This is a genomic window from Acinetobacter sp. YT-02 (assembly GCF_002412355.1).
GTDB classification, from domain to species: domain Bacteria; phylum Pseudomonadota; class Gammaproteobacteria; order Pseudomonadales; family Moraxellaceae; genus Acinetobacter; species Acinetobacter towneri.
Genome location: NZ_NOZT01000043.1, coordinates 17,969 through 32,729, shown reverse-complemented (window position 1 = coordinate 32,729; position 14,761 = coordinate 17,969). Strand labels below are relative to the sequence as shown.

General features: G+C 37.2%; 11 protein-coding genes and 1 other annotated feature. Of the genes, 7 read left to right on the top strand and 4 right to left on the bottom strand.

Going from position 1 to position 14,761, the window contains the following annotated elements; translation table 11 throughout:
- The first annotated feature begins 500 nt into the window (after positions 1-500).
- From CF596_RS11190 to CF596_RS11160, 7 genes are all read left to right on the top strand, one after another.
- Complete coding sequence (locus CF596_RS11190; RefSeq protein ID WP_096902498.1) at positions 501-1,775, top strand: tyrosine-type recombinase/integrase; 1,275 nt, start codon at positions 501-503, stop codon at positions 1,773-1,775.
- A 328-nt stretch (positions 1,776-2,103) separates the two neighbouring features.
- Positions 2,104-2,724 (top strand): hypothetical protein, encoded by a 621-nt coding sequence (locus CF596_RS11185; RefSeq protein WP_242439154.1) that lies wholly within the window; start codon positions 2,104-2,106, stop codon positions 2,722-2,724.
- A gap of 12 nt (positions 2,725-2,736) precedes the next feature.
- Positions 2,737-3,956 (top strand): IS3-like element ISAba19 family transposase gene (locus CF596_RS11180; RefSeq protein WP_096902497.1). Its coding sequence is split into 2 segments (ribosomal slippage): positions 2,737-3,013 and positions 3,013-3,956, totalling 1,221 coding nucleotides; the frame shifts between segments, so codons are not numbered across the junction.
- Positions 3,012-3,128: a sequence feature (AL1L pseudoknot), on the top strand. It overlaps the preceding gene by 117 nt.
- A gap of 215 nt (positions 3,957-4,171) precedes the next feature.
- Complete coding sequence (locus tag CF596_RS11175; protein WP_242439153.1) at positions 4,172-4,735, top strand: hypothetical protein; 564 nt, start codon at positions 4,172-4,174, stop codon at positions 4,733-4,735.
- 132 nt (positions 4,736-4,867) lie between these two features.
- On the top strand, positions 4,868-5,101 hold the full coding sequence (locus tag CF596_RS11170; protein WP_005032636.1) for an AlpA family phage regulatory protein: 234 nt from the start codon (positions 4,868-4,870) through the stop codon (positions 5,099-5,101).
- 385 nt (positions 5,102-5,486) lie between these two features.
- A complete protein-coding gene (locus tag CF596_RS11165; protein ID WP_032051736.1) occupies positions 5,487-6,668 on the top strand; it encodes an inovirus-type Gp2 protein in 1,182 nt (393 codons plus the stop codon).
- Entirely contained in the window at positions 6,665-7,729 is a 1,065-nt protein-coding gene (locus tag CF596_RS11160; protein ID WP_032051734.1) for a hypothetical protein, read from the top strand. The genes CF596_RS11165 and CF596_RS11160 overlap by 4 nt, the downstream gene beginning before the upstream one ends.
- A gap of 95 nt (positions 7,730-7,824) precedes the next feature.
- Here the strand turns inward: CF596_RS11160 and CF596_RS11155 are convergent, their stop codons facing one another.
- From CF596_RS11155 to CF596_RS11140, 4 genes are read right to left on the bottom strand one after another with little or no spacing between them, the layout of a single operon-like run.
- A complete protein-coding gene (locus CF596_RS11155; RefSeq protein ID WP_004669059.1) occupies positions 7,825-8,526 on the bottom strand; it encodes a SprT family zinc-dependent metalloprotease in 702 nt (233 codons plus the stop codon).
- On the bottom strand, positions 8,526-11,618 hold the full coding sequence (locus CF596_RS11150) for a type I restriction endonuclease subunit R (protein ID WP_096902496.1): 3,093 nt from the start codon (positions 11,616-11,618) through the stop codon (positions 8,526-8,528). Before CF596_RS11150 ends, CF596_RS11155 begins: the two co-directional genes overlap by 1 nt.
- Before the next feature lie 13 nt (positions 11,619-11,631).
- The gene (locus tag CF596_RS11145) at positions 11,632-12,852 is read right to left on the bottom strand and encodes an RNA-binding domain-containing protein (protein ID WP_004669061.1); all 1,221 of its coding nucleotides are present in this window, start codon (positions 12,850-12,852) and stop codon (positions 11,632-11,634) included.
- Positions 12,853-12,855: 3 nt separating this feature from the next.
- The gene (locus CF596_RS11140; RefSeq protein ID WP_004669063.1) at positions 12,856-14,760 is read right to left on the bottom strand and encodes an ATP-dependent helicase; all 1,905 of its coding nucleotides are present in this window, start codon (positions 14,758-14,760) and stop codon (positions 12,856-12,858) included.
- Between the last annotated feature and the right edge of the window lies 1 nt (position 14,761).

Here is a 14,761-nt window from a genome sequence, read left to right as displayed (position 1 = left end):
TCTAATGATTCTATGAATACACCTAACTTTTTCAACTAACTACAAATGTGTTGCACTTGGGATTTGAATCTGCGATATTAAAATTTCGGAAAATAGAAAGTAACTTAGACCAGTGTTGATCATTCAGCATTGTACGAGGCATAGCGAGAAGTAAATTTGGTTTGGCGATTAAATTTTACTTTCTCGCTATTTTTTTGAACAGAAAATGTCAACAGACCCTAAAGAATAGCTATGGATAAATCATCGAATCTTTAACGTTTAAATGTGTTCACTATCCGTTTATTTAAAATCATCAACAATAAAAAACCCCAATCTTTCGACTGGGGTTTTTAGAATTTGGCGGAAGCGGTGTCCGTCTAACAGTAGTCCTAAGTAATCCCAGATAATATTATAAACATATATTTTTCAATTATTTAATATTTTTATTGTCCTAAGTCATCTTGTCTAATCCTACGATTTCCAGTATTTTATGAGGGGTAGGTTGTGGGGTAAATCAAGAAATGCCAAAGAAATCTAAAGAGCTATCTGCACTCAGTGTAGCAAAAATTAAGAAGACTGGGCGACATACTGTAGGGGGCGTTGATGGCCTTTGCCTGAATATTGAAGGTAACTCCCGTGTCTGGATTTTGCGTGCAGTAGTGGGAGAACGTCTGGATAAAGATGGGAAGTTAAAACCACATCGCCGTGATATTGGAATCGGTCCCTACCCTGAAGTTTCTTTAGCTGAGGCCCGTGCCAAAGCAACTGAATTAAGATTACAAATACGAAGTGGCATTGATCCAATTGCTCATAAACAAGAACAACTAGAAAAGCTGTATGTTCAGAAACTTCGTGACAAAACATTCCTTGAGTGTGCAAAAGTCGTTATTGCCAATAAAGCCCGTGAACTGAAAAATGAAAAGCATATTGGACAGTGGACTTCTACATTAGAAACCTATATTTACCCAACTTTAGGTGATATCAGTATTGGTACAATTACTAAAGTCGATATTGCCGAAGTTCTTAGATCTATCTGGATTGAAAAGAACGAAACAGCTAAACGTATTCGTGGTCGTATAGAAACCATTTTTGATTATGCTAAGGCCATGGGATATTTTGTTGGTGATAATCCTGCTGAATGGAAAGGTAATCTTGAGCCAATCTTAGGCAACTTAAAGCGGGAATCGCGCCCTCACCCATCGTTACATTATAATCAAGTCTCTGAATTTATTCACCACCTGAGACAGAAAAAAGGAATTTCACCTAAAGCGCTGGAATTTACAATTTTAACTGCCTGTCGGTCTGGTGAGATCTTTGGGGCTAAATGGCAGGAAATTGATTTTAAGAATAAAGTTTGGATCATTCCTAAAGAGCGCATGAAAGCAGACAAAGAACACCGTGTTCCGTTGTCTCAAGAGGCAATCGCTTTGCTTGAATCAATTCAACAATATAGCCGACCACAAGACTTTATCTTTCCTGCCCCTCGTGGTGGCATGCTTTCTGACATGTCATTAACCACATTAATTAAACGTATGCATGAACAAAAACTTAAAGAAAATGGCTTAGGCTATATTGACCCAAAACAGAATCGGGGGATTACAACACATGGCTTTCGCTCTACATTCCGTGACTGGTCGGCAGACAGAACCGATTATCCTCGTGAAGTCTGTGAGCACGTGCTTGCCCATAAATTGCCAGATGAAGTTGAAGCTGCTTATTTACGTGGAGCTTATCTTGAAAAACGTAAATCTTTAATGGCTGATTGGGCTAAATTCTGTAGTACACAGTTTTATTAGACTGCATTCGTTAAAAACGAAACTAGACAAAAATATTTTCTATATCAGGATAAATCAAAATAAACGCTGGACGCACCTCATCAAAGGACTCTGTTTTGTTGTAAATTACGTTTAGTTTTTTTGAAAATTCACACAATAAAAATACCCATTCAACTACAACTCACCCCTGTATATTTACAGGATATTATATTCGTGTATATTAATGATATATCTAATAATTACCAAAAAGTCCGTACTGAAATAACGCATAAGTATGTACACTTTGGATCGGAGCATGTAGGCTAAAATTTACAAGAATAATCAACCAAATTATTAGGATAGAGAAATCATGGATACCGTAGTGGAACATTCTGAAAATACCACGGTAGGGGATCAAATCAAAATCGTATATGACCTGGAAAAGTATATATTTGAAAAAATCTACTCTACTCCACCCTTCAATTTCAACAAGTCTATCAGGATGGCCGTTGATTTCGAAATGCTTAAAACAATAATATATGCATTACACGATGAAGGGCTATTTAAAGAATCGAATGAAGATCGAGTAAAAAGATTATGTAAGGATCCTGTCCAAGTACCTATTACTTGTAAAAAAGGTGATAATAAAGTTGAAAAACTGGACTTTGAATATTTGCCTAAACATTATCATGAAATCATTTCAGACATAAAAAGCTATCGTTCCGCCATCGAAACTAAAAATCATACGCAAGCAAAAATTATATATAAAAGCTTACTCCAGCAATACTCAAAACATCGTGATTGTTACGTAGTCGAATTATTACCTGAAAGCCTTCAAAACACGATCGATAAAATTCAACTCAGCTATCTTTCACAAGAACCTGATGAAATCAAAGAAAAAGCTTATATCGACTTTGTCAAAGAATTTATCAAGAGATACGAATATGATCATGTGAACCGTACCGGGTTTGTCGGAGAGTCAATATTCTGAGAGACTATCCCGATGACAAAACCAAACTATACCCCCGAAATTAGAGAAAGAGCGGTTCAATTACTAATTGAATCTGAAAAAGATTATCCTTCTACTTGGGCAGCAATCACAGCTATTGCTCCTAAAATCGGTTGTACTCCTGAAACATTGCGTGTTTGGTATTTAAAGCATCTGGATCAACTAAATCCTGCCAAAGTACAACAGATATCTGACCAAGAAAAAATGAAGCAAATGGAACGTGAAATTAAAGAATTAAAACGTGCCAATGAAATTCTACGCAAAGCAGCCGCTTTTTTCGCCCAGGCGGAGCTCGACCGCCCACACAAATAATGGTGGATTTTATCCATAACAATAAAGATCGATATGGTGTTGAAGCGATTTGTAGAATTTTACCGATTGCACCTTCAACCTATTACCGAACTTTAGATCTCACTGAAAATCCAGAACATCGAGCGAAACGAGATCTACATGATGAGTATCATGCTGAACAAATTAAACGAATTTGGAAAGAAAGTTCAGGTCGATATGGTGTACGTAAAGTTTGGCAAAAATTGAAACGTGAGGGTTATGTTATTGCACGCTGTACAGTTGCTCGATTGATGCAAAAGCTAGGTATACAAGGTGTTTGGCGTGGTAAGAATAAACAAACCACCCGTAACCGAGATGACCAAAAACGGGCAGATGATTTAGTGAAACGTAATTTTAATGCTGATCATCCAAACCAACTATGGGTGGGTGACTTTACGTATATTCAAACTCATTCAGGCTGGGTCTATACCGCATTTGTTATTGATGTGTTCTCACGAGCAATTGTTGGATGGAAAGTATCTACACGGATGAATACAGATATGGTGCTTGATGCATTAGAGCAAGCATTGCATGATCGAGGCATGCCAAAGAATGTGATTCATCATTCCGACAGAGGTGTGCAATATCTTTCCATTCGCTATACCAATCGTTTAGAAGCAGCAAATTTACGAGCATCAGTCGGTACAACGGGTGATTCATACGATAATGCTTTGGCTGAAACGGTGAATGGCTTATACAAAACAGAGGTGATTGAATATTTAAAAGCAGATTGGCAAGGTTTAGCAGATGTACAACTTGCGACACTAAACTGGGTAGATTGGTTCAATAAAAAGCGTGTACACAGTGCACTGGGTTATGTATCGCCTTTTGAGTTTGAAGCAATGTACTATGATAAGATTAACCCGTTAGGTCAGGTGGCTTAACTTAAATAAAAAAGTCTCCGACAAACCCGGTACGGTTCAATGTGTTTCTTTGGAATGCGTTAAATTTTTCAAGACAGGATCAGAATACGCTCAAGGAATTGTCTTTTCTTTCATTTCGATTCATTGGTCCATTAAAAAATAAGTTTGCTATACGCCAACTGAATTCGAAGATCCAGTCCCTGAAACCCAAAAAAAATATACTGTTCGAACAACTTATGGAGTATCTGGACAAAAAAGCGACAGCATATGTACGTGAGATTTTAATCCAAATGTATGATCAAAAAGAAAAAACATATAAAAAACAACAAGGAAATATTGACAAACTTTTACAAACTTACTTTAAAAAATATCAGACAAAGATATTAAACAGGAAACAACAGGTTAAAATTATTGCTAAGATTAAAACTAAATTTAACCCTCAAATAATACAAATATTAGAAGACAAACAAGAGAAAAAACAGCAACAGCTTGCTTTTAAAGTGCAACTGCAAAAGCACATTGTGCGAAATCTGACAAATTCGTCAACAGGAACTATAAGCAGTGAGCCTGTATATGACCCGTACTTATTTACTCCTACTGCATCTATCCATGACGCAAATGCTCTAACTGAACTTAAAACAAAAGCCACCCGAAATAAATCTGCTAAAAAGCAGAAAGGTTTTCAGACTCAGGAGCATCCAACTACTCAGCCTAAAAGAAATTTTATTGGTGATACTAAAAGGATGCTAAAAAAGAATCATGAAATCTATCAGTCTTTGAAAAACCTTCTAAATGATTAAGTTCATCATTTCACACTGAGAAATATATTGGCTCCACGCACTTCCTGCATCAAGTGCATTTTCATTCAAGTACCGTCTATTCGTTGGTTCAACACCTTCCTGATTGACCCAAAGCTATAGAAGGAAATTTAAATGTCTACTATCCAAAACACAATTCAAATGCTGCGTCTAACTGAGCTGATTAAACTCATCGGTTTATCTCGGTCGTCTATTTATGACCGACTGAACCGACGGTCTAAACGCTACGATCCTAACTTTCCCCGCCCGTTGAAGCTTAACAATGCCTCACGGTGGTTACTCTCTGAAGTTGAAGAGTGGATTGAAAGTAAAATTTCAACACGTAATCAAGGGAATACTGAGAGCTAACGCTGTACTTGTAAATTCAAAACATAATGCAGCTGTGCAATGCATTCTGAAATTATAAGTATGGCTAGGCTATCATTTTAATTTTCAATGAATTACGGTCTTATATATTTACTATTACTCTATATCTATAAATCAAAGAATATTCTATCTATTTATAGATGATCAGTAGTTTTAAAGTATTCAGATACATCAATACTCATATGACCATATAGGTTGTTGGTGTATAGACGTACTGGTGTAGTAAATATGACTAAAACTCATCCTAAGTTAACTTAACCAACTTACATCCCATCATGGATACTGCGCTAAACAGTATCCATTGGATGCCTATACCCAGAATACTGATCACAGTTGCGCTTTTAACTTTAAATCGAGTTTAATTTATATGCGCATTATAAATGTAAATGCTGGTCGACATATGGGAACACATGACCAATGGCTCCAGCAATTTGAAACCGAACTGCAAATTACTCCAGTCAACGATGGTTATAAAACCACCTTTTTAGTAAATTCACAGGATAACATCCTAGCTCCTGCTATAGGGAAAGCTAAACTGGTCAAACAGTTCAAAAAACGTAACTTCCCTGAAGTCACAACTGAAACGAAAAGACTATCGAATGGTCGCTATGGCTTTGCCGTCAAACACCCTGCTCAAATGAGTAATTTACCTTCTGATATTGCAGAACTTATAAACTATTCTACGCTTTCAGACATTATAAAGGGTCTTGACATTCAAGCATTTGATTATGCACTAAGCCAGATGTCAGAGGATGAATTAGATCTTCTACGTAATGGCACACCTTTACCTTCCAGTCTAAAGGAGAATTTGCTCCCGTACATTAATGCAATAAATAAGTTTATTCGATTAATTCGTGCCTTTTTTCGTCGCCCGAACATCAGACGCAAAGTTTACGATGAGCGGAAGAATCTGAAAAAAAATAAGTCTCGAATGATCGAAATGTTCAACTCTTTAATTGAACGGTATTCACGTGTGGTCGTTGTTCGACTTGATTTATATCTCAAACATAAACCTGAAACATTACTGCAAACCTGTTTCAAAGCTGAAGATTGTTTATCTAAAAATGATTTTGATGCATTTAAAAAGTGTGTTGAACAACTATTAGAAAACAAGCGGCATAATCCTGTGTTGAAACAAGCCATCGGTTATATTTTTCGTTTTGAATATACGCCAAGACGTGGATTCCATCTGCATACATTCTGGTTTTTCAATGGGAATAAAAATCAGGAAGACATTAGCCTCGCACAAGGTATTGAGAAACTATGGAAAAAAGTGACCAATGATCAAGGTTATGCCTATATCTGTAATATGCGTAAGCATACTTACGAAAACTGTTTTTTAGGCACGATTGAATACAACCAAACGCAGAAAAGAAAGTGGCTTGAAGAGGGTTTTGAATATCACTGTAAAACCAGTCAGTTATTCATTTTCAGCAATATGAAAAAAGGACGACGTTTCCAGATTAGTCAACCTTTGAAATCACAGACTCGTGGTCGTCCGAGAAAAAACCACCTTGATGTCAATACGTTTACGGGAGATGAAGTATGATTAGATTACAGCCTGATGAATCCTATACATCTCTACTCAGTACTCACCATATCACTCAAGCGTATATCCAGCCTTTTATTGGCTATATACCCAATAATCGCCCTCCTGTTGGCTTGGATGATTATCTGAAGTTGTATCTCATGATTACTGAAAATAAGACTTTTAAGATTATCTCCAAACAACCAACTTACGACTATCTGGTGCCTCATGTTTATCTAACGCCCAAGGGTGTTAATTTACTCAAGATTATTCAGGATATTCCGACTAATCCTTTCCTGACAGGTAAATTTTCAGATGTGATCATCAGACCTGAAATAAAGCTGATGGTTGATTTACTGTACAAGCACAGACTCATTGACTTTCCACTTGGATTGTATCAACAGTTTGAAGCAGTTGTTGATGGGTTCTGTCAGGATCTAAAAGTGAGATCTAAAACACGAGATTTTATGAGCTTGAAAAATCACTGGGATTCTTCATTTGGCAATTCTAGAAAGGCTTATAATCGTTTTGAAGAAGCTGTCTTATGTAACAATTCAATGTTTCAGGTTCATTCATTGCTTGTTTCTGCTGAGTTTATGAATGTTGATGATTTTTCAATGGATCAGAGAACATTTAGTCCTGTGACTGTTGAGGATATGCTGCGGGCCACGTCGAGTAAAATTATCGAAGCAGTCTGGGCTAACAATGCTGAAAATCACACTCTAGGTATTTTGTCGAAACAGGAAACGACTATTCGAGGTTTTAGGAGTATTCGGCTCATATTTTTTGTAGCACGCGAAGATACCGACTTTACCCCTTTTGCTGAATCTCAGCTCTATACAGATGTTGAACCTTTTGTATTCCGAGAAGGTAAAACCAGTATTGGGTGGAGTGATATTACCTGCATGAACTCAGGGGTAGAGCCTTTGGTTTATGGTATAGAATCCAATTTTTACGATACAAATCAGAACTACATTGGGATGCGACTTACCACTTTAAAATACAGTTTGATTGGTCCTGAATACTGGGTTCGGTTTAAGTACACCAACACAACGTTTAAAGTCGAAAAAAGTTCATATTAATCAATCGAATTATATTTAAACACACCGCTGTAACCCCGAAAGTTTCGGCTTTCGGGTTATTTCGTCTGACCTTGAGCCAGATAAGGCGCATATATTTAGGAGGTTAAAGGTAAACTATTCAACAAAGCCTTTCGCTCACGCCATTGGGGAAGAAACCGATCCATATACATTACAAAACGATCATTATGATGACGCTCAATTAAATGCACCAGTTCATGCACAAGAATAAACTCCAAACATTCAACTGGTTTTTTCGCCAATTCTAAATTCAGCCATATTCTTTTCGACAATGGATTAGCACTCCCCCAACGGGTTTTCATTTTACGAATACCAATAAAACTTGGTTCTACACCAATTCTAGTAAGTAAAGATGAACAGCGTAAATTAAGTTTTTCCTGTAGTTGCATTCGATAAAATGCTTCTAGTAATTTCTGTTTATTTTGGGTTGAGGTAGTTGCATGAACATACATATCAAGCCGATTAGCATGGGAAAATTCAATGCGATGCTGTCCAGATGTTGCCACAATATTTAAGCGATATTTTTTCCCCCAAACATAATGGCATTCCCCACTGACCATTTCTCGGATTGATTGACGAGATTGATTAAGAAAAGCCGATTGCTGTTTCTTTATCCATGGAATACGACTAATTACCGCCATGCGTATAGCCGTATCAGACATAGTAATAGGAGCAGATACCCTGACTTTTCCATCTGGTGGCAACACACTCAAATGTAAGTTCTTGATTGCCTTATGGTGCAGCTCTACCTCAAGCTCACCAATATGTAGCCATTGCATCACCAATATTCTCGTTGCGCTTTAGCAAGCTCCATGACACTTTGAATATCAATATCATAGCCTTTTGTGTCTTGCTGTATTGCAAATGCAATTTCACGTTCTTTAAATTTATCGCCCACCCAATCTGCCTTTTTAGTATAGCGAATAACACTATCAATCTTTGTGGCTAGTAACTCATCCTTTCCAAAATTATCATATAACGCTCGTTTAGCACTACTATCCATAGAGCTAGGATAATGTGATGTGCTTTTTTCAGGGCGAATAATTTTACTAGATAAATCACGGATATGTTTTAAATATTCTTGATATTCAATGGCTTTTTGACGACGTAATTCTATCAATTCATCTAACAAAACTGACATTTGTTCGTAGTATTTTGGATTCACGGGGTTTTCATCAATAATTGTTTTACGAACATTATTTTCGATAGTTTCAGCCATCGCTTGTTCGTCATTGCGAATATCTTTAGGCAATGCATCCAACGCATCTGCACCTTTTTCCACAATCAACTCTATCAAGCCTAACTCTTCAAAGTCCATCGATACTTCGCTGTCTTCAGCACGAATATACATATCGAGTAGATGACGCATAGCAGGCTCAAAACGTTTCATGTCAAGCAAATCGCCGCTAGCAATTTTGACTTCATCACGCACTTTTTCAAAATGTATGACTTCGGCTCGAATAGTTACAATCTGCTGTTCATTATAGCCAGCCTCTTGCATTTCATTGGCAATATTTGCAAAAGCACGGATGAGCTTCACCACATTTTGATAAAGCGCTAAACGGAGAGCTTCCTTTTCAATGAGTTCATCTTGATTATGCCCTGATTCCCCGCAAAAATAATGAATATAGTCCTGAGTGTTTCGAGGTGCTTTAACAGGCTCACACAATGCCTTGACCATTTCTAAAGCAGTATCTAAATCTAATTTAGCCTGCTGTAAACGGTCTTTTAATAATCCTTCAACGTCGTCCTTATCATAACCATCAAAAGCCTCCTGAGTATAATCAGAAATAGCTTGGTCTATAGATTTAAATAAGTCTTTATAATCGACAATATAACCATATTCTTTATCATCACCGTCCAAGCGATTGACCCGACAAATCGCTTGGAATAAATTGTGATCTGCCATGTGTTTATCAATATACAAATAGCTTGCTGATGGCGCAACAAAACCTGTTAAAAGCTTATCCACTACAATCAATAATTTCATCTGTGAAGGTTCGTCAATAAAACGTTTTTTAACAGATGTCTCAAACTCTTCGACAAGGCTTGCTGCTTCTTCTTCCGTTTTCTCGAAATAATCCGCTAGCATTTTGCGGTAAATATCATATTTAAATAGTTTTTCGGTGAGTCCTTCGCCTGTTTCTTCACCTTTGATACTGGCAGGGGTCGGCTGAAAACTAGTCACAATAGCAACTTTACCAGCCAAATCAGTCTGGCTAAACATTTCGTAAGCCTTACATGCCTGATAGACACTGGAACAAACCAATATGGCATTACCATGCCCATCCATCAAGCGTGGCTTTGTTTCCATATCCAGTAAAATATCATTTACGATTTGCTGTAAACGAGATTTACTTGATAAGACCTTTTGCATTGTTCCCCATTTCTGTTTAAGTTGGGTTTTTGCTAGGCGTGACAGCCCACGAGTCTTTGCTTCAAACCATTCATCAATTTTTTTCTGTGAACTAATATTTTGGTCAATATCTCGTGCTTCATAACGCAAATCAAGAACAACACCATCGGCAACAGCTTCATCAAATTTATAGGTATGAATATAAGAACCAAATACTTCTATTGATTTCTGTTTATCCTTTTTCATCAAAGATGTACCCGTAAAACCAATGAACATGGCTTCAGGTAAAATCGCTTTCATTGCCTCGTGTAATTTACCTGATTGGGTACGATGGCATTCATCAACAAAAACATATACATTACCTTTAGCTTTAAAGTCTTTAGGCATGGATTGTTTGAGCTGTTCAATAAATTCATTCGTTGCAGCATCATCGTCTGCGTCTGAAGAACGACCAAATTTATGCACCAATGAACATATAAGCCAAGGGGTTGGCTGATTCAGTGTTGCAACCAAATCCGCACCACTTTTTGTACGATAAATTTCTTCTTCTACACCAGTAAAGACTTTCTCAATTTGCTCATCCAACTCAGTTCGATCTGTGACAATAAGTACACGGCTATCACTGACATTTTCTCGTATCCATTTAGCTAACCACACCATTGTCAGACTCTTACCTGACCCTTGGGTATGCCAAATAATACCACCCTCTCGTTTGGCAATACGTTGCTTTGCAGCTTCAATACCGAAAAACTGATTATGTCGGCAAGTTTTTTTCACACCCGCATCAAAGACTATAAAATCATGAATGATTTGCAAAAACCGTTGTTTATTACACATTCTACCTAAATGATAATCGAGTTTATGTCCCTCTACGTGATTAGGCTCTTCTTTCCATTCCAGATAATATTTTTCAGGTGTTTCAATCATGCCATAGCGCAATCCTTGCGTGTCATTACCCGCCATCACCAGTTGTATTGTGCTAAAAAAATTACGGATAAAATCTTTTTTTTGATTATCTAAATTTTGTCGAATGCCCTCAGATACATCAACCAATGAACGTTTCAGCTCTAATACACCCAAAGCAATCCCATTGATATATAGCACAATATCTGGGCGTTTTTTATTTTCACCTTTAATATAAACTTCTTCAGCAATTGCAAAATCATTTGCTTCAGGATGATGCCAATCAATGAGCCAAACGGTTTGATTTAGTTCACCAGCACCTTCTTTATCTTTAACTCCGTAACGCAATAAGCGATATACATCTTTATTGGCATAATAAAGTTTTTTGCCTTCACCCAATGCAGTTGCAGTATCGAGTTGGCGCATGGTTCTGTTAATCAAAGCATCACTGATACCACGTTTTTTAAGCCAAGCAATTAAAATGTCGTGTTCAATATTTTTATTGTCATTTCTATCTTGCCAATCGCCTAAATAACGATAGCCTAATTGTTGCTGAAAAAAATGCACCACTCGATTTTGGGTAATGCGTTCACGCTGACCGACTTGGCTCATTTTTTATCCTTATCTAGCGATACAAAACTGTTTTTAAATAATCTTCTGTAAGTTCAAATTCAGGTTCTTTACCTGTTAAGGCTTTAGTCAAAGGTACAATTTTTGTTCTTACGCCCATACCACGATAATCAACATAACCATAATCACGCAAGACCTCCATCACAATGGTATTACGAGGCGAACGCTGACCTGCTTTCATTTTTTCTACAGTCATTGAATTGGGTAATGTGCCTGGGCTAATAATTTCAAGCCGATTTGAATAAGCAGAAACCTCAATTTCTACAAAACGTGTCCAATCACGGTGAGCCAAAGCATTAATCAATGCTTCACGCACAGCTTCAAGAGGATAAAACCACTGTGTTTCTCGTCTTAACTCTATATTTACTTCAGCCGATTGTTGTGAAATAAATGGCGTCATGGCTTGCATAAAACGTTCAATAATGCCCCCATCGATCAAACGCTTATCTCCATTGCTCATATCCCAGCGACCAACCATTGCACCATCAAGAATTTCATCCAAAGCCGTTTGATAGTCTTTATCATCACCCTGAAATGCCATCACTCTTAAACCAGCTTGCTTTAAATAGCGTCGTGGATTTTTACCAAATAAAATCAAACCTGCAATCGTGCAGCAAATATTTCCAGCAGCTTCGGTCAGAAAACCCAATCCAAGTAATCTGGCTTGCCATGCCTCTGTTGATTGTGGTACATCAGGATCACGCAAAATATCTCGAATATAGTTCATCAGACGTGCATCATCTAGACAACTCATATCTGTACGAGGCACAGGCATGACTTCTGTATGTAACATACCACCCAGTTCAAACAGACGCATTTGCTGCTCTCGAGTTGCCAACCGTGAGGTTGTTCCAACACGGATATAAATTTCTTCTTTACCACTATGTCGCAATACATAAGGCTTAGAAATACCAATCGGAAAACTCACGACAGCAACTGTTTTACCATCATCAAGTTTTACCTCTTCGTAAAAAGGTAAAATCATCGGGTGAATTTTACTTTGAAAAACATTCATCACCCATTCTTCAAGGTCTGGTCTTTGTATCCCACTCACCGTGCCATCATCTTCAACACCAAATAGCACTCGCCCACCTTGAAAGTTGGCCATGGCAACCACTTCTTTGGCAAATTGTTCTGGGCGAATATCATCACGTTTAAATTCAATGCCTGAGTTTTCACCGTTGGCAATGATTTCCAATAACTCTGTTTTTAGCATGATCTACTTCCCAGCCCTAAGTAATCTAATAAAACATGACTCTGCCTGAAACTTTATATCACCCCAAGGCATCATTCTTTGCTTAGGATAAGACATATATAGCCAACGTCGAGCTCGTGTTACTGCCACAAAAGCGTTGTTCTTCTCTTCTTCTAACTCTTTAGCTGTCTTAGCCCGATAGTCAGGAAATACTCCCTCACACATACCAATTAAAAATACAATGTCTTTCTCTAATCCTTTCATGGTATGTACCGTACTTAAAGTTAGACCGCCATCAATATCATGATCTGAAAGTTGACCGAGAGCCAAGGCATTTCTAAATGCCGTCAATGAATCCCCCAAACCCTTTCTTTTAAATTTAGTCCATGCACAACTAAATTCATTCAACTCTTCAAGGCTCAATCTAACTTCTTCTATTTCATCACTAAGTGCGCTTTGTTGATTTTCTACTGAAGACTTTAAAGCAATATCAAGCTCTTTTATAAATTTAGGTATATTAGGATTTTCAACATCCAAGCCATCAATTGTTAAGAGTAGTTTTGCCAATAATGCACTGCTTTCCCCCTCAATAGTTTCATCAACCTGAACTGCCATATTTGATAAGACATCTACATCCCACTTCTCAGGTTCTACAATACCTAATACTTGACATAACTTTTTACCGTTCACCCAATCTTTAGGATTTAATTTAATTCGGATAGCACAATCCAGTACCTTACCAAAAGTTGTTGATGGTTCAAGTTGTCTCTCACCTTTTCTTAATGAATAAGGTATTCCCTTGTCTTTAAGAATTGCTTCTAATTTGTGAAAGACAAATCTATTCCGCGCAATCACCACCATTTTATTTAAGGATATTTCTCCCTCAATTTCGGCATGACTTTTTAAATCCAAGAGTTTCCTAATCTCATCAACAACGGCATTTGCTTCTGCTTCTTCTGTATCAAAATCTTTAATTTGCACATTACCATCTAAAGCATACTCAACCTCAGTTTGAGAGTTTGGTCTTAATTTATTTGCTGCCCCAATAACAGCTTTAGTACTTCGATAGTTTTCTTTTAGCTCAAATTGTTGAGGATAAAAATCATGGATAAATTCCTCATTGAGATATCGATCTGATGACCCATTGAATCCATAAATCATTTGGTTAGGATCACCTACCATCAGAACACTTTTGATCACATCACCGCACAATACTTTTATAAACTCATATTGAGTCTTATTTAGATCTTGAGCCTCATCTACGCATATATGCTTGTATTTGGAACGATATATTTTTGCAATCCATTCATGTGTCAATAGTATTTTGTGGGCATATATCAAAATGTCATCATAATCAATGCCACCGCTATTGAGCAATGACTGTTGATAATCCTGAAATTTTTTCCAAATATTATTATTAGGATAGATTGAGGATATACCAGATTCTGTCAGCAATTCCCGTTTGATTTTTGAAAAAATATCCATATATGTTTGAAGTTTTTTTTCTCTGTTTTTCAACTCGTTTGAATCAGAAATATCTAAATACTTATCAACCTCGATTCCATCATCGCGTAGAGATTGCAAAAAGACTTCCATTCTGTCCCGATCTCTATCATAAATATGTAAATCCGTTGGTAATCCAATGGTATGACCATATTTTTCTAAAATACGTTGGGCAACTGAATGAGTTGTAGCAATCCATGCTCTATCTTGTATGTGTTCACTATGAGCCAAACGAGTGTTCATTTCCTCAGCCGCTTTATTGGTAAACGTTAAAGCAATAACACCCTCTTTTTTTGTCGTTTCCAAAATATAACGGATTCGCTCAGTCAAAACTCGAGTTTTACCTGAGCCAGCCGATGCAAGGACTTGAATAGCCCCACCAATAGGTGCTTCAACAATCTGACGCTGAGCTTGGGAAAGATTCATA